18 protein-coding genes are annotated in these 17901 nt (G+C 59.0%); 9 read left to right on the top strand and 9 right to left on the bottom strand.

Annotated elements, in window-relative coordinates; translation table 11 throughout:
• Positions 1-55: 55 nt before the first annotated feature.
• Positions 56-967 (top strand): DMT family transporter, encoded by a 912-nt coding sequence (locus ACSQ87_RS22405; RefSeq protein WP_436274389.1) that lies wholly within the window; start codon positions 56-58, stop codon positions 965-967.
• 168 nt (positions 968-1135) lie between these two features.
• On the opposite strand, the gene ACSQ87_RS22410 is transcribed toward ACSQ87_RS22405, so the two are convergent.
• Positions 1136-1366 carry a hypothetical protein gene (locus ACSQ87_RS22410; RefSeq protein ID WP_436274390.1) on the bottom strand — a complete coding sequence of 77 codons (231 nt, stop codon included), beginning with the start codon at positions 1364-1366 and terminating at the stop codon, positions 1136-1138.
• 92 nt (positions 1367-1458) lie between these two features.
• Positions 1459-2172: a FadR/GntR family transcriptional regulator gene (locus ACSQ87_RS22415; protein WP_436274391.1), complete on the bottom strand. Its 714-nt coding sequence runs from the start codon at positions 2170-2172 to the stop codon at positions 1459-1461.
• Between the two features lie 281 nt (positions 2173-2453).
• Between ACSQ87_RS22415 and ACSQ87_RS22420 the strand changes: the two genes are divergently transcribed.
• Together ACSQ87_RS22420 and gudD are read left to right on the top strand one after the other, a co-directional pair.
• A complete protein-coding gene (locus ACSQ87_RS22420; RefSeq protein ID WP_436274392.1) occupies positions 2454-3800 on the top strand; it encodes an MFS transporter in 1347 nt (448 codons plus the stop codon).
• Positions 3801-3837: 37 nt separating this feature from the next.
• Entirely contained in the window at positions 3838-5181 is a 1344-nt protein-coding gene (gudD, locus tag ACSQ87_RS22425) for a glucarate dehydratase (RefSeq protein ID WP_436274393.1), read from the top strand.
• On the opposite strand, the gene ACSQ87_RS22430 is transcribed toward gudD, so the two are convergent.
• Entirely contained in the window at positions 5178-6056 is an 879-nt protein-coding gene (locus ACSQ87_RS22430; protein ID WP_436274394.1) for a LysR family transcriptional regulator, read from the bottom strand. The genes gudD and ACSQ87_RS22430 overlap by 4 nt on opposite strands.
• Positions 6057-6198: 142 nt before the next feature.
• Here ACSQ87_RS22430 and ampC point away from each other — a divergent pair, with 142 nt between their 5' ends.
• Positions 6199-7359, top strand: coding sequence for a class C beta-lactamase (gene ampC / locus ACSQ87_RS22435; protein WP_436274395.1), 1161 nt, complete (start codon positions 6199-6201; stop codon positions 7357-7359).
• 230 nt (positions 7360-7589) lie between these two features.
• Here ampC and ACSQ87_RS22440 read toward each other — a convergent pair whose 3' ends face one another.
• Positions 7590-7958, bottom strand: a complete 369-nt coding sequence (locus tag ACSQ87_RS22440) for a DUF6124 family protein (protein WP_223430665.1) — start codon at positions 7956-7958, stop codon at positions 7590-7592.
• A gap of 241 nt (positions 7959-8199) precedes the next feature.
• Positions 8200-8772: a DUF4174 domain-containing protein gene (locus ACSQ87_RS22445; RefSeq protein WP_150656408.1), complete on the bottom strand. Its 573-nt coding sequence runs from the start codon at positions 8770-8772 to the stop codon at positions 8200-8202.
• Between the two features lie 179 nt (positions 8773-8951).
• On the opposite strand from ACSQ87_RS22445, the gene ACSQ87_RS22450 reads away from it, so the two are divergent.
• Positions 8952-9320, top strand: a complete 369-nt coding sequence (locus ACSQ87_RS22450) for a VOC family protein (RefSeq protein ID WP_150656409.1) — start codon at positions 8952-8954, stop codon at positions 9318-9320.
• Positions 9321-9362: 42 nt separating this feature from the next.
• Here the strand turns inward: ACSQ87_RS22450 and ACSQ87_RS22455 are convergent, their stop codons facing one another.
• Both ACSQ87_RS22455 and ACSQ87_RS22460 read right to left on the bottom strand, forming a co-directional pair.
• The gene (locus tag ACSQ87_RS22455) at positions 9363-10148 is read right to left on the bottom strand and encodes a sulfite exporter TauE/SafE family protein (RefSeq protein WP_046047606.1); all 786 of its coding nucleotides are present in this window, start codon (positions 10146-10148) and stop codon (positions 9363-9365) included.
• A gap of 102 nt (positions 10149-10250) precedes the next feature.
• Entirely contained in the window at positions 10251-11000 is a 750-nt protein-coding gene (locus ACSQ87_RS22460) for a hypothetical protein (protein ID WP_436274396.1), read from the bottom strand.
• Positions 11001-11252: 252 nt separating this feature from the next.
• Here ACSQ87_RS22460 and ACSQ87_RS22465 point away from each other — a divergent pair, with 252 nt between their 5' ends.
• The 3 genes from ACSQ87_RS22465 (at position 11253) to ACSQ87_RS22475 (ending at position 13964) form a co-directional block, all read left to right on the top strand.
• The gene (locus ACSQ87_RS22465) at positions 11253-12401 is read left to right on the top strand and encodes an aldose epimerase family protein (RefSeq protein ID WP_436274397.1); all 1149 of its coding nucleotides are present in this window, start codon (positions 11253-11255) and stop codon (positions 12399-12401) included.
• Positions 12402-12641: 240 nt separating this feature from the next.
• Positions 12642-13463, top strand: coding sequence for an aldo/keto reductase (locus tag ACSQ87_RS22470; protein ID WP_223430668.1), 822 nt, complete (start codon positions 12642-12644; stop codon positions 13461-13463).
• 30 nt (positions 13464-13493) lie between these two features.
• Positions 13494-13964 (top strand): DUF1810 domain-containing protein, encoded by a 471-nt coding sequence (locus tag ACSQ87_RS22475; protein ID WP_223430669.1) that lies wholly within the window; start codon positions 13494-13496, stop codon positions 13962-13964.
• On the opposite strand, the gene ACSQ87_RS22480 is transcribed toward ACSQ87_RS22475, so the two are convergent.
• On the bottom strand, positions 13929-16289 hold the full coding sequence (locus tag ACSQ87_RS22480; RefSeq protein ID WP_436274398.1) for a DNA polymerase II: 2361 nt from the start codon (positions 16287-16289) through the stop codon (positions 13929-13931). The genes ACSQ87_RS22475 and ACSQ87_RS22480 overlap by 36 nt on opposite strands.
• 424 nt (positions 16290-16713) lie before the next feature.
• Here ACSQ87_RS22480 and ACSQ87_RS22485 point away from each other — a divergent pair, with 424 nt between their 5' ends.
• Positions 16714-17154 carry a CBS domain-containing protein gene (locus ACSQ87_RS22485; protein WP_033057363.1) on the top strand — a complete coding sequence of 147 codons (441 nt, stop codon included), beginning with the start codon at positions 16714-16716 and terminating at the stop codon, positions 17152-17154.
• Positions 17155-17187: 33 nt separating this feature from the next.
• Here ACSQ87_RS22485 and ACSQ87_RS22490 read toward each other — a convergent pair whose 3' ends face one another.
• Positions 17188-17811 carry a glutathione S-transferase family protein gene (locus ACSQ87_RS22490; protein ID WP_436274399.1) on the bottom strand — a complete coding sequence of 208 codons (624 nt, stop codon included), beginning with the start codon at positions 17809-17811 and terminating at the stop codon, positions 17188-17190.
• Between the last annotated feature and the right edge of the window lie 90 nt (positions 17812-17901).

The raw sequence follows: 17901 nt of genomic DNA on the forward strand, positions 1-17901 counted from the left end.
GTGGTGAACAGTCAGGCTTCTGATACTGGGTGCATCCGCCTACAGGTGCCCGATCATGAAGCCACTCACGCCCTCCCCCGGTTCTCCCGTCAAACTCATCCTGGCCATGGCATTTGTGGTCGGCTGCTGGGGTTATTCACCGACCGGTATTCACATCGGTTTGCATACCTATGAACCTGGTCATCTGGCCTTGCTGCGGTTTCTGCTGGCGTCGGCATTCATGGCGGTGGTCGCGATGCTCCGGGGTATCAGCCTGCCGAAAATTCGTGACCTGCCGCTGCTGTTCGCGCTCGGTTTCTTTGCCGTGAGCCTGCACCATGTCGCGCTGAACTTCGGCCAGCAAAGTGTCAGCGCCGGCGCCTCCAGTGTGTTGGCGCAATCAACGCCGTTGTTCAGCACGCTGCTGGCGCGCTTCGTCTTCAAGGACCGGGTGAGCGCGTGGCGCTGGGGCTGCGTTCTTCTGGGGTTGATTGGCGTGGTGATTGTGGTGGCCGGTGATCACGGACTGGGGAGCATCGACACCCATGGTTTGTTGATCCTGCTGGCGGCGGTGTCATGGAGTTTCTACTTTGCCTTGCAGAAGCATCACTCGCGGCGCTACGACGGGCTGACGCTGGTGTGTTACACGGTTTGGTTCGGGACGCTGCTGCTATTGGTTTATCTCCCGGGGCTGGTGAGCCAGGTCATCACCGCTCCGGTTGAAGTGCAGCTTGCGGTCATCGGGCTGGGCATTTTCCCAAGTGCCCTTGCGTATCTCGCCTGGGCCTATGTGCTCACTCATGTGGATTTGAGCCGTGCAACGATGACGCTGTATCTGATTCCACCGACCGCCATGGCGATTGCCTCTTTTGCGCTGGGCGAACGACCGACGTTGATGATCGTTGGGGGAGCACTGGTGGTGCTGGTCAGCGTGTTGGCCTTGAACCTGGAACGCAGACTGGTGATTGCTCGAGTAACCGAGGCCTGATGCAAATCTGTCGTCCACAAAAAACCCGGCGCAATGGCCGTGACACTGTTCACTTAAGCGTGGGCGTCCACATTTGTGGCGAGGGGATTTATCCCCTCGCCACAGGTTCTTGCTCGACTGAAGAATGTCTTAAGTGAACAGCATTAGGCGCAATGGCCGGGTTTCTCTTTATCGCCTGTCATCGGACAGCGGTGTCGGCTCATCTGCCGCAGGCACGTCCTCGGCCGCATCAGGATCCATCCAGTCTTCAGGTCGATCAATGTCGGGCTCGGTCGGGGCTCGCGAAGGGTCCATGCCGGGTGGCGCGTCGTGATCCATCTGCGGCTCGTCGGTGCCGGGCAGGGGTCGGGTTGGATCGGTATTGGGCGTTCCACCCTGGAACATCGAATCGTTAGCCATGACGCACCTCACTGATGAGGTCCAGCAAATCTGGGCCGTACTCGTTGGAAGCAGGGCCGCGGATGAGGTGCTATCGAGTAGACAAACGGTGGTCAGCGATCGGCCGAAAACCGGTCGCGGCTGTTGGTCAGGTGCAGCCACATCGCCGCCCGCGCCGCATCTGGATCCTGACGTTTGATGGCGTTGAGAATCGCCTCGTGCTCAAGATTGGCCAGTTGCCCGAGCTTGCTCAAGTCCACTGCGCCGCGCTCGACGGCATTGACGCGGGTGCGCGGGATCATGGCGCTGCCCAGGTGCTGCATGATTTCGGTGAAGCACACGTTGCCGGTGGCTTCGGCGATCAGCAGGTGGAAGCGCTTGTCGGCTTCGACGCAGCTGTCGTTGTTGGCCAGGAGGCTTTGATAGTCGTCCAGCGCTTCGCGCATCTGCGCCAATTGATGCTCCGTGCGACGGGTTGCCGCCAAAGCGGCGGCCTGGGTTTCCAGGCCCATGCGCAACTCCAGAATGCTGCGCACCCCCAGCGCGGTATCGACGTTCAACCGCAGTCCCTGCTCCGGTACTCGCTCGATAACAAAGGTGCCGATGCCGTGGCGGGTCTCCACCAACCCTGACGCCTGCAACTTCGAGATCGCCTCGCGCACCACCGTGCGACTGACCCCGTGCTCCTGAACAATCGTGTTCTCGGACGGCAGCTTGTCCCCGGGCAGCATCTGGCCGAGCAGGATGCTCTGGGTCAGTTTGGCGACCAGGTCATGGGCCAGGTTGTGGGTGCGTTTGCGGGCAGGCGCGTCGAGGTCTTCTTGCATGGCGATCATCCGGAAGCAGGGCTACCGGAATCGTAGCACTGCGCCCGACGGGAATCTCAGGAAAACACCGACCAGCTTGTATGACAACACTCAACAAACAGGATATTCGAGACCATCAGAAAGGTCGTGCATCAGCGCAAAAGAATAATAAACACTCTACAAAGCGCCATTTTGTTGGGCAATCACTCTTGCGGTATGGAAAAATGCAGTTGTATGATGTCTATCAACATCGCAACACCCAGTCACACCCCGCATAAAAATAATCAGTGGGAGATAACGCAGTGAATACATCCATATCCGGGATGAACGATGGCGCCGATTCGGTCCTGAAATCAGCCATCTCGAAAGTGAAACGCCATGTACTGCCGCTGTTCGTGATCATGTTCATCGTCAACTACATCGACCGCGTGAACATCGGCTTCGTCCGCGCCCACATGGAACATGACCTGGGCATCGGCGCTGCCGCCTACGGCCTTGGCGCCGGCCTGTTCTTCATCGGTTACGCGCTGTTCGAAGTACCCTCCAACATCCTCCTGCAAAAAGTCGGCGCGCGAATCTGGCTGACCCGCATCATGCTGACCTGGGGCCTGGTCGCCGCTTGCATGGCCTTCATCCAGAACGAAACCCACTTCTACATCCTGCGATTCCTGCTGGGCGTGGCCGAAGCAGGTTTCTTCCCCGGAGTGATTTACTACTTCACCCGCTGGTTGCCTGGCGTGGAGCGCGGCAAGGCGATTGCGATCTTCCTCAGCGGTTCGGCGATTGCTTCGCTGATCTCCGGCCCGCTGTCCGGGTTACTGCTGCAAATCAGCGGTTTTGGCATGCATGGCTGGCAATGGATGTACTTCATCGAAGGGATGTTCTCGGTCGGGCTGTGCGTGTTTGTCTGGTTCTGGCTGGACTCCAAACCCCACGACGCCAAATGGCTGAGCCGCGCCGAACAAGACGCACTGGTCAAGGCCATCGACGACGAACAACTGGCCCGCGAAGCTGCGACGCCGATCAAACCGTCGCTGGGCACGCTGCTCAAGGATCGCCAGATCATTCTGTTCTGCCTGATCTATTTCTTCATCCAATTGACCATCTACGCCGCGACCTTCTGGCTGCCGAGCATCATCAAAAAGATGGGCGACCTGAGCGATATTCAAGTCGGGCTGTTCAACTCGATTCCGTGGTTGCTGTCGATCGTCGGCATGTACGCCTTCGCTTCGCTGTCGGCCAAATGGAAGCATCAACAAGCCTGGGTCGCCGCGGCCCTGCTGATCGCAGCAGCCGGGATGTTCATGTCCACCACCGGCGGGCCGATCTTCGCCTTCGTTGCGATCTGCTTTGCTGCGCTGGGTTTCAAATCGGCGTCGTCGCTGTTCTGGCCGATTCCTCAGGCCTATCTGGACGCACGGATCGCGGCGGGTGTGATCGCGCTGATCAACTCGGTGGGCAACCTCGGCGGCTTTGTCGCGCCGACCACGTTCGGTCTGCTGGAAGAACGCACCGGCTCGATTCAGGGCGGGCTGTACGGCTTGGCCGCGACCTCGATCATTGCCGCAATCATCGTCTTCGCCGCACGCAACAAACCGAAATCCGCACCTGCCTCTGCACTGGCCAAACCAGCGCCCAACCACGCCTGAACACTCATGTAAGAGCACTGTTTTGAAGGACATGACAATGAACCCACAAGAAACCGCCAAAGCCCCGATCATCACCAGCATGCAGGTTGTTCCGGTGGCCGGCCACGATGGCATGTTGCTCAATCTGAGCGGCGCTCACGGGCCGTTTTTCACCCGCAACATCGTGATCCTCAAGGACAACGCCGGTCACACCGGCGTCGGTGAAGTACCGGGCGGCGAGCGCATTCGCCAGACCCTTGAAGACGCTCGCTCATTAGTGGTTGGCAGCCCGATCGGGACGTATCAGAAGATCCTCAATCAAGTGCGCCAGACCTTCGCCGACCGCGATGCCGGCGGTCGCGGGTTACAGACATTCGATTTGCGCATCACCATCCACGCCGTCACCGGCCTCGAAGCCGCCCTGCTCGATCTGCTCGGTCAGCATCTGGACGTGCCGGTCGCCGCCCTGCTCGGCGAAGGTCAGCAGCGCGATGAAGTGAAGATGCTCGGATACCTGTTTTATGTCGGTGACCGCAACGAAACCGACCTGGCCTACCGCAGCGAACCGGACGCCGACAACGACTGGTTCCGCGTGCGTCACGAAAAAGCCATGACCGCCGACGCCGTGGTGCGTCTGGCCGAAGCGGCTCACTCGCGCTACGGTTTCAAGGACTTCAAACTCAAGGGCGGCGTACTCAGTGGCGATGAAGAAATCGAAGCCGTCACCGCCCTGGCCGAACGCTTCCCTGATGCGCGCATCACCCTCGATCCGAATGGCGCGTGGTCACTCAAGGAAGCCATTCGCCTGTGCCGGGATCAGCATCACGTACTGGCTTACGCCGAAGACCCGTGCGGCGCGGAAAACGGTTATTCGGGCCGTGAAGTCATGGCTGAATTCCGTCGAGCTACTGGCCTGAAAACCGCCACTAACATGATCGCCACCGACTGGCGGGAAATGGGCCACGCGATCCAGCTGCACTCAGTGGACATTCCGCTGGCCGACCCGCATTTCTGGACGATGCAGGGCTCGGTCCGCGTGGCGCAGATGTGCCATGAGTGGGGCCTGACCTGGGGCTCGCATTCCAACAACCACTTTGATATTTCCCTGGCGATGTTCACCCACGTCGCGGCCGCCGCGCCGGGTGAAATCACCGCCATCGACACGCATTGGATCTGGCAGGACGGTCAGCGCCTGACCAAAGCGCCGCTGCAAATCGTCGACGGCTGCGTGCAGGTGCCGAAGAAACCAGGGCTGGGTGTCGAACTGGACATGGATCAGTTGGCCAAGGCCCATGAGCTGTACAAAGGCATGGGACTGGGCGCGCGGGATGACAGCGTGGCGATGCAGTTTCTGATTCCGGGATGGAAGTTCGATAACAAGCGGCCGTGTCTGGTGCGCTAACGCCCCTGGGCCGCTTGCTGCAACCAATCCTTGAACATCGTCATTGCCGATGTTTCGGGGAGGGACTGCAAACGGGTCAGCCAGTAACTGCCGGTGGTGATCCCGATGGCGAACGGTTGCTCTATTGCACCCGTCGCCAGTTGCCGGCCGAACATCAGCGGCGGCGCCAAGGCCACCCCCGCCCCTTGCAGCGCTGCCTCCATCATCGCCAGCGATGAGTCGAAGACGATGCTTCGGGGCGACGCTGTGTGGGTCGATAGGCCGGTGGCCTGGAACCATTCGGGCCACTCGTCCGTGCGATAGGAACGCAACAGCGTTTGCTGCAACAGGTCTGTCGGTGTTTTCAGTTGCCGGGCAATCTCGGGCACGCACAACACCGACAACGGTGCCTCGATCAACCTCATCGCTTCAATGCCATGCCACGCCCCCGCGCCAAAACGAATCGCGTAATCCAGCCCTTCAGCCGCCACATCCACTCGATTGTTGTGGGTCGACAGGCGCAAATCTATGAACGGATGTTTCGCCTGGAAGTCGGTCAACCGTGGCAACAACCAGCCCACCGCGAACGTCCCCACCGCGCCGACCGTCAATACCTCGCGAAAATGTCCGCCTTCGAATCGCTCAAGGGTTTGCGCGATACGATCGAAAGATTCGCGCAGCACCGGCAGCAGTGTTTCGCCCTCGCTGGTCAGCATAAGCCCACGGGGCAAGCGCTTGAACAGGGTCACGCCAAGTTGAGACTCCAGGCTCTTGACCTGATGGCTCACCGCCGCCTGAGTAACACACAACTCAACGGCCGCTCGGGTGAAACTCAAGTGCCGGGCAGAGGCCTCGAAGGCGCGCAATGCATTGAGCGGTAATTGAGGCCGGATCATGCCCACTCCCAAATTTTTCTAATGGCTCGTCCGAAATATCATCGGTTGTCGAACCTCGGCAGACTGCATAGATTTGGCTCGCCTATCAGCAACCCGGATTGAAAAGCCGCTCTGAGTGCAGCGGCTATTACCCTTGAACCTCATGGAAAGTAACCCAATCATGCCTAACAAGCTCGCATTCTACAGCGCTTTCGCACTGCTCCTCAGCGCCGGTCATTGTGTTGCTGACGACCGCATTGAAGCCATCGTGAAGGCTGCCATCGAACCGGTGATGCAGCAACAGCAGATCCCCGGTGTCGCGGTCGCAATTACCGTCAACGGCCAACCGCATTACTTTAACTACGGCGTGGCCTCGAAGGAAAACGGCAAAGCCGTCACCGAAGACACCCTGTTCGAGATCGGTTCGGTGAGCAAAACCTTCACCGCCACCCTCGCCGCCTACGCTCAGGCCACCGGCAAGCTGTCCCTGTCGGACAATGCCAGCAGCGTGCTGCCGGATCTGCGTGGCAGCGCGTTCGACACCATCAGCGTGCTGCAACTGGGCACCTACAGCGCCGGCGGTCTGCCGCTGCAATTCCCCGACGATGCCGATGCACCGGACAAGATGCTCGGCTATTTCAAGCAGTGGAAACCGACTTATGCCGCAGGCACCCATCGGCAGTATTCGAACCCGAGCCTGGGGTTGTTCGGCTACCTCGCCGCCAAAAGCATGGGCGCACCGTTTGATGACGTGATGGAAAAAAACCTGCTGCCGAAACTCGGGCTGAAGCACACCTACCTCACAGTGCCGCAGGCTCAAATGGGTCTTTACGCTCAGGGTTACGACAAGGATGACAAACCCGTGCGGGTTGAGCCGGGGGCGCTGGATTCGGAGGCTTATGGCGTGAAAACCAGCGCCGCGGACCTGATTCGTTATGTTGAGGCGAACATGAAACCGGCCAGCCTCGAAGAACCGATGCAACGGGCAATTGCCACGACGCATACCGGTTACTACAAGGTTGGCGAGATGACTCAGGGGCTGGGTTGGGAGTTCTACAACTACCCGGTCACCCTCGATACATTGCTGGCGGGTAACTCGACGCAGATGGCGATGGAAGCTCACGAAGTCCAGTGGCTGACCCCGCCGCAACCTCAACCAGAAAACGTATTGATCAACAAAACCGGCTCAACAAGCGGCTTCGGTGCTTACGTTGCATATGTGCCATCGAAAGACATCGGCATCGTGATCCTGGCCAACAAAAACTACCCGAACCCTGAGCGGATCAAGATTGCTCATACGATATTGAGCGCACTGGCCAAGTAGCCGTGAAACGCGATTTCTAGTAGCAGCTGTCGAGCCTGCGAGGCTGCGTTCGAGTGCGCAGCAGTCGTAAAACCTGCAACCGAATTCTTTCAGGAAAACCGCATTTGCCGGATCACGACTGCTGCGCACTCGAACGCAGCCTCGCAGGCTCGACAGCTGCTACAGATCTTCGGCGGACAAACAAAATGGGCGACCCCTTTGAGGTCGCCCATTGTCGTTACTGCGTCAGCTCAATGCCGAGTCGACGGCTGTGCGTCAGGTGCATCGCTTCTCGGATCAAGATTTTCCCGTGCCTGATTCACCAACAACTCGGTGACCGCCGCCAATTGCTGAATCGACAGCAGCACCTTGCGGTGCGAGCCTTCCAGTTTCCCGGCAAAATTCGCAATCAGGACATTCAGGGAGGCAAGGTTTTCGCAGGCCTGATTTAGCAGGGTTAGTGTGTCGACACCAGGAGCAACAGTGAAAATCTGCTGGGCCGTGGCAGTGCGCCTGGGGCTTCGAGTAACTGCACCTTTTGTGGTTTCACACAGCTTCGCGGGATCGAGATGATCGGCGTCGGTAGGGGTTTTCGGTTGATGCTTGCTGGACTTTTTCACAGACGAGGCTCCTTTTTGTGCCATTGGTGTTTTTCGTCCCTGGATCCCTCAGTGTCGCGGATTCCCACGTCCGACCGCGATTTTGCGGTGGCTGACGAAGGCTAGCGGTGCGCTCTGACAGAAACCAGTTCATCAAGACCGACAGGACTTGCAGGAAACTTCCGAGACCAATAGAAGCAGCAAAAAAATGGGCGACCTCTTGAGGTCGCCCATTTTTCATTGTTGCTACAAAAGCCTGCGTTTAATCATCCGGCATTTCAGGCGGCTTGGCAGGTTTCGCCGGTTTGCCTGGTTTTGCGCCCTTGGCGCCCTTTGCACCATTGACCGGTTCAGCCGCTTCAACAGGCGTCGCAACCGTCGGCGCTGCGGCTTCTTTCTCAGTCGCTGGCAAGGCGTCGATCGTGTCGAAAATTTTCTTCAAATCGATCGATTTTGACTCATCCCCCGAACTCTCAAGCTTCTTTTCCCCGTCCTTACCCACCAGGATGACTTTGCTCTTCGCGCCGGCACCCAACTTGAGCGAGCGGATCAATGCCGCCGTGTCTTGTGGCCCCAGGTCTTTGCCCTCGCGCTGGCCCATCAAATTAAGCACGGTGTACAGGACCATGTTTCGCTCGGTGAACCCCTTGCGATTGGCCGGCTCATCCAGCGACTTTTTCAGGCTGACCCACGTGGGATCGACCGTACTTGGAGCGATGACAATCAGTGGCCGGGACCTGCCCTTGTCCATATCCAGCGGTGAGCCGTCATCGGCAGCGAACAAGGGGCCGGCGAAAGCCAGCAGGGTAGTCAGGGTCAATGACCTGATGAGCATGCGCATCTCCTTTTGATATCCACGCTCTAATGATTGCGCATCGCGGCGTTCGTTCCGGGTGACGCACGCAATTATGTCTCGCCTTGCCCCAAGCTTAGGTCAGGGCGGTCATTGCGCAACAGGCTGAACTAATCTCATAACTCAACAACCAAGCCCTGATCCGCCGTGAGGACCTGTGCATGAGCGCTCAGTTGAACCACACCATCGTCTGGTGTCGCGACAAGCAGACATCAGCCAACTATCTGGCAGACATCCTCGGTCTGCCCTGCCCCGAACCCTTTGGCCCGATGCTGATCGTCAAGTTCGACAACGGTGTGTCGCTGGACTTCTACGACAATGACCCGCCGATTGCCTCCCAGCACTACGCGTTTTTGATCGGTGACGAGGATTTCGATGCGGCCTTCGCCCGCCTGCAAGCGCGAAAGCAACCCTGGTGGGCCGATCCCGGCAAACAACGACCGAACGAGATCAACGATTACGGCGGTGGCCGGCGGGTTTATTTCGATGACCCGGACGGGCATCTGCTGGAGATTCTGACCCGGCCCTAAGCGGGCCTGCCAAGCTGGTTTGTTTCTGCAACCTCCACCCGATTAAAAGGCCAGTTTGTACCCGATCAGCACCAGCATCGTGGCCAGGCAAGGCCGCAGCACTTCATCGGAGATACGGCCCGTCAGGTGGCTGCCCAGGTAAATCCCCGGCAGCGAACCGATCAGCAAATAACCCAGCACGTGCCAATCCATGTTGCCCATGCTCGCATGGCCGAGGCCGGCCACCAGGGTCAGCGGTACGGCGTGTGCGATCTCTGTGCCCACCAGGCGGCGGGTCGGCAGCAGCGGATAGAGAATGAACAACGCGACGGTGCCCAGGGCGCCAGCGCCGATGGAGGTCAGCGCGACCATGGTGCCGAGGACCAGGCCGGTGATCACGGTCAGTGCATTCAAGCGGTTGCCGCTGGGGTTGTAATGACCGCCCGCGCGTTTGTGGGCGAAATCGAGCAGGCGTTTCTTGAAGAAAATCGCCAGCGCCGTGGCAAACAGGACAAAGCCCAAGGCCTGTTTGATGACCGCGTTCATCGCCTCGGGCGACGTTTGCAAGGTGCTAAGGAACCATAGCGTCAACGCCACTGCCGGCACACTGCCGAGGGTCAGCCAACCGGTAATGGCCCAGTCGATGTTCTTGTTCTTTCGATGAACCAGCACACCACTGGACTTGGTAATCGCCGCGTACAGCAAATCCGTCCCCACTGCGGTGGCCGGATTGACGCCGAACCACAACAGAATGGGAGTCATCAACGAACCGCCACCAACCCCGGTCATCCCGACAATAAAGCCGACTACCAGACCTGCCACGACTAAACCGAAATTACCGAATTCCATTAACACGCCCACAAAAAACGCATGAAAAATCTGGCTCGCAGCATAGCGATTTTTCTTATAACCACATATATCGATGCGATCTATCTTTATGCACTTCTTTGCTTACTGCACCGGCAAGAAATTCAAAAACAGCAAACTCTGGGCGTAATTCAAGCCGATCCGGCGGTAGCGCTCGTCCAGCATCTGCGTCAGCAAATCCAGCCGCGCGACGATCTTGCCGAACTCCACGGCAAAACTCAGGTTGCTGCCCTCCTCCGAAATTTCGTTGGAAAACAGCAACGGCTCGCCGTTCTTGTTTTGCCGCTGACTGAGGATCCAGGTGGCTATTTCGATGTTGCGGGCCGCGTTACTGACAAACGTCGGGTTGATCACATCCGTCATGTAGAACTCGAGTCGATTGCCATGGGCGGTGACGAGCATGCTGCCGATGGCATAGATGAATGCACCGACCCGGTCGCCAAGAAACTCCGGGCTCATGGCATAACGCAACGCTGCCAGGTCTTTTTTGCCACCCAGGGTCGGCAGCGGTTGTTGCTGTTCGATGGCTATGCGCACTTGCTTGCCAGCGGTGCGGGCGTCGAGGAAGCCGGATTTTTTCAGCTCGTCCGGGTTGCGCAGGTAGAGCTTGCTCATCAGCAGGTAGAGGCTGTCGAGGTTGTCACGCATCGCCAGGGTCGCCATGCGGTCGACGCTGGTCTGGAGGAATTCCTGGGGTTTGCCTTCACGAAACTGGCTGACGATGTCGCTGCCCTGCTGCTGACTGCACCCGGAAGTTGCGAGCATCGACAAGCAGGCCAACAGCAGGCAACGGCGGCGGATGGGTGTGGTGGTGTGGGGTAAAACTCGAGCCATGGGTTATTGAACTTGGGCATGGGCCGGCGGTGGGGATTCGCCGCAGGCTGGCCAAGGATAGAGCCGTGAATCCTTGAAAAGTGCAGTGCCGACGGTCCGTAAGCGTTGGCAACCGTTAAGAAGATCACCACATTAGTCATACTTTATAATTGCAACAGCTCATACATAAGCTATAAATCCTTCCTTGATCGGATTAAAACTCGATTATTAGTATGACTACTTCGTCAAAAACAACAAAAAGGAAGGTCAACCATGCTTCAATCCCGACACCCACTCTGCGGCCTTGGACTGTCCCTGATGATCGCCACCCTCTCCGCCCAGGCCGCCGGCCTGTCCAGCGAACACAAGGCCTTCGGCAAAACCAATGACGGCACGCCCGTCGAGCAATACATCTTGCGCAACAGCCATGGCCTGACCGCCACGGTCATTACCTACGGCGGCATTTTGCAGTCGCTGAAAGTGCCGGACAAAAACGGCAAGTTCGACGATGTAGTGCTCGGTTTCGATAACGTGCAGGGCTATCAGAGCGGCACGGCGTACTTCGGTGCGACCATCGGGCGCTTCGGCAATCGCCTGGCCAACGGTGCTTTCGAACTGGACGGCAAGCGCTATCAGGTACCGCTCAACGACGGTTCCAATTCGCTGCACGGCGGCCCTCAGGGGTTTGACAAAGACGTCTGGAAAGCCCAACCGAGCAACGGCAAGGATTCGGTCGGCGTGACCCTGACGTACCTGTCGGCGGACGGTGAAATGGGCTTCCCCGGCAACCTGAAAACCGAGGTCACCTACAGCCTCAACGAGCACAACGAGCTACGCATCGACTACAAGGCTTCCACCGATAAAGCCACGGTGTTGAACCTGACCAATCACAGCTATTTCAACCTGGCCGGCGCGGGTAACGGTGATGTGCTGAAACAGCTCGCCACCCTGCACGCCAGCCATTACACGCCGGTCACCGGCAAGCTGATCCCGACCGGCGAACTGGCCCCGGTGGCCGGCACACCGATGGACTTCACCCAACCGACCGCCATTGGCAAGAACATCAAAGCCGATCACCCACAGTTGAAATTTGCCGAACCGAAACAGGGCGGCTTCGATTTCAACTGGGTGCTGAACGCCATGGGTGATGTGGGTCAACTCGCCGCCGAGGTCAGCGATCCGCAATCCGGTCGTCGATTGCAGCTCTACACCACCGAGCCCGGTGTGCAGTTCTACACCAGCAACTTCCTCGACGGTTCGGTCAAGGGCAAGGCTGGCAAGGTCTATCCACACTGGGGCGCGTTCACGCTGGAGACTCAGCACTATCCGGATTCACCGAATCAGCCGAACTTTCCGTCCACGCGACTGGACCCGGGCAAGACCTATGCCCAGAGCACTGTGATGAAGTTTTCTGCCAACTGACTATCCGACATCACACGATCATGTAGCAGCTGCCGAGCCCGCGAGGCTGCGTCCGAGGACGAAGTCCTCGCAGTTCCTGCGCACGCGATGCTCCTGAAACACCTCATTGTTTGATTCGGCGACTGCTTCGCAGCCGGACGCAGCCTCGCAGGCTCGACAGCTGCTACAGGTCGATGGAACCACCGGGGTATTCTGTTGCCAACCGAAGAGTACTCATTGATTCAAAATAAGGAGATTTGAATGCGGACCCTCGAACTGGCCGGCGTCAACGTACCGGTCATCGGCCAAGGCACCTGGCGCATGGGCGAAGATCGTTCCCGGCACACCCAGGAAGTGGCGGCTTTGCGCCTGGGTATCGAATTGGGCATGACCCTCATCGACACCGCTGAAATGTACGGCGAGGGCGGCGCTGAGGAAGTGGTCGGTGAAGCCATCGCCAGCAGGCGTGACGAAGTGTTCCTGGTCAGCAAGGTATACCCACACAACGCCAGCCGCAAAGGCATCCCCCAGGCGTGCGAACGCAGTCTGCGGCGGCTGGATACCGATTACATCGATCTCTACCTGCTGCACTGGCGCGGCCAGTATCCCCTCGAAGAAACGGTCGAAGCCTTCGAACGCCTGCGCGAAGAAGGCAAGATCGGTCGCTGGGGCGTCTCCAATTTCGACGTCGACGACCTGAAGGAACTGGCCTCACCGGCCTGTGCCACCAATCAGGTGCTCTACAACCTGGAAGAACGCGGCATCGAGTTTGATCTGCTGCCCTGGAGCCGCCAGCATCGAATGCCGGTCATGGCCTACTGTCCGATCAGTCAGGGTGGGCCTATGCTGAACCATACAATGCTCACACAAATAGCCGCCCGTCACCGTGTGACGCCGGCCCAGGTAGCGCTGGCATGGATGCTGCGTAAGGAAGGCGTGATCGCCATCCCCAAAGCGGTCCGACCCGAGCACGTTCAACTCAACGCGCAAGCCGCGCAATTGCAACTGGAGGCTGGGGATCTGGAGGCGCTGGACCAGGCGTTTCGCGCGCCACAACGCAAACAGCGATTGGCCATGGTCTGAGCCATCGCGGTTCTGACAGAGGGCTTCTTCATGAGAAGCACCGATCAGCTCGATTCCTTTAATCTGCAACGCTTTATCCAGGCACAGGACCCGGTGTACAAACGGGTCCAGGCCGAGCTGAACGCCGGTCACAAGCGCAGTCATTGGATGTGGTTCATCTTTCCGCAATTCTCAGGATTGGGCGGCAGCGAGATGTCCCGCCACTTTGCCATTCGCTCCAAAGAGGAAGCCGCGGCGTACCTCAATCATCCGCTGCTGGGTTCACGGTTGCGCACCTGCACGCAATTGGTGCTGAACATCGAAAACAGCTCAATTACGGCCATCTTCGGTCACCCCGACAATCTCAAGTTTCACTCTTCCATGACGCTGTTCGCCCAGGTTGCCGGCGCTAACAGCGATTTTCATCAAGCGCTGGACCAGTATTTCCACGGCATCCTGGATGACTGGACGTTGTTGCTGCTGGACTCAAAACAGGCCCAACTGCCCACCAATCAAGGTTGAAAAGTCGTCGTCCACGAAGGGCAGAATGGCGTCCGCCACCGGTTGCAGTTGGCGGGTGACGTAGTGGTCGTAGTCGATGGGCGCGCTGCGGATTTCCAGCGGCTCGGGCCCGGCGACGGTGATCACGTAACTGATCCAGCCACCGTTCTGGTATTGCCGCGGACGGCCCTGCTGGTCGTTGTATTCATCGGCAATCCGCGCGGCCCGCACGTGGGGCGGCACGTTGCGCTGATAGTCATCGAGAGTGCGGCGCAGGCGCTTGCGGTAGATCAGGCGATCGTCGAACTCCCCCGCCAAGGTCTTGCGCACATAGTCGCGCACATAATCCTGATAAGGCTTGCGATAGAAGATGCGCAGGTACAGTTCCTGCTGGAATTGCCGGGCCAGCGGCGACCAGTCGGTGCGCACGGTTTCCAGGCCTTTGTAGACCATTTCGTCGGTGCCATCGGCACGGGTCACAAGCCCAGCATAACGCTTCTTGCTGCCCTCCTCGGCGCCGCGAATGGTCGGCATCAGAAAGCGCTTGTAGTGGGTCTCGAACTGCAACTCCAGCGCACTTTCCAGACCATATTCCTGCTGCACATGCTCGCACCACCACTGGTTGACGTGATCCACCAGCGCGCGGCCGATCTGCGCTGCTTCCTGTTGACCGTGGGCACGGCGCAGCCAGACGAAGGTCGAGTCGGTGTCGCCGTAAATCACCGTATGGCCCTGGGCTTCGATCAGCTGTCGCGTACGCAGCATGATCTCGTGACCGCGAAGCGTGATGGACGATGCCAGGCGTGTGTCGAAGAAGCGGCAACCGCTGGAACCGAGCACGCCATAAAAGGCGTTCATGATGATCTTCAGGGCCTGGGACAACGGCGCGTTGTGTTCGCGCTTGGCGGTTTCGCGACCTTCGGCGACCCGGGCGATGATGGCGGGAAGGCAATGCCGGATTCTGGAAAAACGCGCACCGCGAAAACCTGGCACCGACTCGCTGTCATCGGGATGTTCAAGCCCCTCGATCAAGCCCACCGGGTCGATGAGGAAGGTCCGGATGATCGATGGATAGAGGCTTTTGTAATCGAGCACCAGCACCGATTCGTACAGGCCCGGTTGCGAGTCCATGACAAAACCGCCGGGGCTGGCTTGCGCAGGCTTGTTCCCAAGGTTCGGCGCAACGAACCCCTGGCGATGCATCAGCGGCATGTAAAGGTGCGTGAACGCCGCCACCGAGCCGCCGCTGCGGTCTGCCGGCAACCCGGTGACGCTGGCCCGTTCCAGCAGGAAGGTCAGCAGCTCGGTCTTGGCGAAAATCCGCGTCACCAGCTCGCAGTCCTTGAGGTTGTACTTGGCCAGGGCCGGTTTGTCCTCGGCGAACATGCGGTTGATTTCGTCCATGCGCTGGTACGGATTGTCGATCGACTTGCCCTCGCCAAGCAGGGTTTGCGCGACGTTTTCCAGGCTGAACGAAGGGAAACTCCAGGTCGCCGAACGCAGGGATTCGATGCCGTCAATGATCAGCCGGCCGGCGGCCGAGGCGAAGTAATGGTTGCGGCTACCGTGTTCGCGCCACTGCATTTCCTCGCCGCCACGCCCCAGTTTCAGCGGCACCGCCAGGCGCCGGGCGTGTTCGTGGAGCACACGCAGGTCGAATTGCACGACGTTCCAGCCGATGATCGCGTCGGGGTCATGGCGGGCGAACCACTCGTTGAGTCTTTTCAGCAGCAGGGTTCGGGAATCGCAGTATTCAAGCTGGAAATCCACCTCGCTGTCGTCGCCATTGGGCGGGCCGAGCATGTAGACCTGGCGCTCGCCGCAGCCTTCCAGGGCGATGGAGTACAGCTCGCCCTGAGCGGTGGTTTCGATGTCCAGTGAGACCAGCCTGAGGTTCGGGCGATAGTCGGGGTCGGGTTTCATCTGCGCATCGAGCAGCAGGCCCTCGGCGTTCGGCGTGCCATTGAACCGGACCGGCGCGGTGATGAAACGCTCCATCATGTAACGTTCCGGCGGGCGCACGTCGGCTTCGAACATATCGACGCCGGCCTTGCGCAGCGCGGTTTCCAGGCGCATCAACTGACCGTGCTGCTGGCAATACAGACCGAGTACCGGGCGGTGCTCGAAATCCAGCAACGCCAACGGCCGCAGCTCGACGTTCTTTTCGCTGCGCAGCAGCACTTCGGCCGGCTCACGCTGGGCTGCGGGGATGAACGCCACCGACGGTTGATGAGGCAGACGGATCCGCTGGGGACCGGTGTCGGTCGCCAGCCAGAACTCGACTTCCGTACCGGCCGGGGTATCGCGCCAATGCCGGGTCAGGACGAAGCCCCGCTGTAAATCCACCACTGCAACCTCGAATCTGATTCAGAGGGAGATTCTACGCGGGATCGGGATGGAGAGCGTGGTGGCTTATGGATTTGGCAGCCTTTGGATCGCCCCCTCACCCTAACCCTCTCCCCAAGGGGTAGAGGGGACTGACCGAGGTGTTCTTAGAGCTACATCGACCTGAGATATCAAGTCGAACTCAGGTTCGAAAACCATGAAGATCGGCTCCCTTTCCCCTCTCCCCCTTGGGGAGAGGGCTGGGGTGAGGGGTGGCTCTTGAAGTCGCTGCCAGATTGCAGGTGTTTATCGACCTGCTACGGAGATATTCGAAAGAAAAACCGCTGAATGGCGTTTTTTGCGCGTTATCTGCCGCTTTCTGCCTTGCCCTCAGCGCCCGTGTCTACGATTCTTCAAGGACAACGACAACACCTGAGAAACTGCCATGAAAACCGTCGCCCAACTGCTGAAGTTAAAGGCTGAACAGAACCATGAAGTCCACACCATTGCACCGCATCAAATGGTGCTGGAAGCGCTGATGGTCATGGCCGCGAAAAACGTCGGTGCCTTGCCGGTCGTGAAGAATGGCGAGGTCGTCGGCATCATCAGCGAGCGTGACTATGCGCGCAAACTCGTGCTCAAGGGCCGCTCTTCCGTTGGTACACCGGTCGAAGACATCATGGTGTCGCCGGTGATCACCGTGGACACCCATCAAACCGTCGAAACCTGCATGGGCATCATGTCCGACAAACGCCTGCGCCACTTGCCGGTGGTGGAAAACGGCACATTGATCGGCTTGCTGTCGATCGGCGACCTGGTCAAGGAGGCCATCGCCGAACAGGCTGAGCTGATTCGCCAGTTAGAGCAGTACATCCGCGGCGAGTAAGCGCAGATCAAAAGATCGCAGGCTGCGATCTTTTCAGCCCGGCCAATGCCGCGCGAAGACCGGTGCCAATGTCGGGTGCCGGTCGATGCGCGTAAGCCACGCGAAAAACCCAGGCCTTGCGCTGCGTAAATGTTCCCGGCTACCCGCCCATCTGGAAACCACCGCCGCCAGCACATCCAGGGCACCCGGCGTCTCATCACCCAGATACAAATCGCCCGAAAACTGATCGGCAAACACCTCCCAATTCCTGTGCAGTCGCGCGCGGGTGCCGATCATGAGGTTTTGCCGGGACGATTCATCCGCCTCGGCCAACCAGCGCTCGGGGTAGTCGATGATGCCGATGGCCGAATAGCAATTGCTGACGATGTACACCAGGCCGCGAATGGCCTGATCCCGCGCGGCGGGGTTTTTCGGCAACAGGTTTGATTGGGGGAACGTGAGCCCCAGGTGAATCAGAATCGCCGCGCTCTCGGTGAGAACGCTGCCATCGGGCAATTGCAGGGTCGGGATCTGTTTGAGCGGATTGAGCTTCTCCAGCGCGTGGGTCGCCTCGGGAGAGGATTCAACGTCGATAAAGCGGTAAGGAATTTCGCAAAGCTCCAGTGCCGCTTCTATCGCGGCAGCGCCGGAGTTCTGGTGTCCGTATAGCTGGTACATATCGCGCGCTCCTGGCGAAACGAAAATAGAGTCAGCAGACGAGTGGGCACGAGGCACGCTCCCTGCCATTGGGCCGGGCGATACAGGTAA

The sequence above is a fragment of the Pseudomonas sp. LjRoot277 genome, assembly GCF_964253845.1.
GTDB lineage: Bacteria > Pseudomonadota > Gammaproteobacteria > Pseudomonadales > Pseudomonadaceae > Aquipseudomonas.

Coding starts and splice junctions, on each gene's coding strand:
- ACSQ87_RS22470 (WP_223430668.1), top strand. CDS start 12,642: ATGCGGACCCTCGAACTGGCCGGCGTCAACGTACCGGTCATCGGCCAA.
- ACSQ87_RS22490 (WP_436274399.1), bottom strand. CDS start 17,811: ATGTACCAGCTATACGGACACCAGAACTCCGGCGCTGCCGCGATAGAA.
- ACSQ87_RS22450 (WP_150656409.1), top strand. CDS start 8,952: ATGAGCGCTCAGTTGAACCACACCATCGTCTGGTGTCGCGACAAGCAG.
- ACSQ87_RS22455 (WP_046047606.1), bottom strand. CDS start 10,148: ATGGAATTCGGTAATTTCGGTTTAGTCGTGGCAGGTCTGGTAGTCGGC.
- ampC (WP_436274395.1), top strand. CDS start 6,199: ATGGAAAGTAACCCAATCATGCCTAACAAGCTCGCATTCTACAGCGCT.
- ACSQ87_RS22430 (WP_436274394.1), bottom strand. CDS start 6,056: ATGATCCGGCCTCAATTACCGCTCAATGCATTGCGCGCCTTCGAGGCC.
- gudD (WP_436274393.1), top strand. CDS start 3,838: ATGAACCCACAAGAAACCGCCAAAGCCCCGATCATCACCAGCATGCAG.
- ACSQ87_RS22465 (WP_436274397.1), top strand. CDS start 11,253: ATGCTTCAATCCCGACACCCACTCTGCGGCCTTGGACTGTCCCTGATG.
- ACSQ87_RS22485 (WP_033057363.1), top strand. CDS start 16,714: ATGAAAACCGTCGCCCAACTGCTGAAGTTAAAGGCTGAACAGAACCAT.
- ACSQ87_RS22445 (WP_150656408.1), bottom strand. CDS start 8,772: ATGCTCATCAGGTCATTGACCCTGACTACCCTGCTGGCTTTCGCCGGC.
- ACSQ87_RS22415 (WP_436274391.1), bottom strand. CDS start 2,172: ATGCAAGAAGACCTCGACGCGCCTGCCCGCAAACGCACCCACAACCTG.
- ACSQ87_RS22475 (WP_223430669.1), top strand. CDS start 13,494: ATGAGAAGCACCGATCAGCTCGATTCCTTTAATCTGCAACGCTTTATC.
- ACSQ87_RS22405 (WP_436274389.1), top strand. CDS start 56: ATGAAGCCACTCACGCCCTCCCCCGGTTCTCCCGTCAAACTCATCCTG.
- ACSQ87_RS22410 (WP_436274390.1), bottom strand. CDS start 1,366: ATGGCTAACGATTCGATGTTCCAGGGTGGAACGCCCAATACCGATCCA.
- ACSQ87_RS22460 (WP_436274396.1), bottom strand. CDS start 11,000: ATGGCTCGAGTTTTACCCCACACCACCACACCCATCCGCCGCCGTTGC.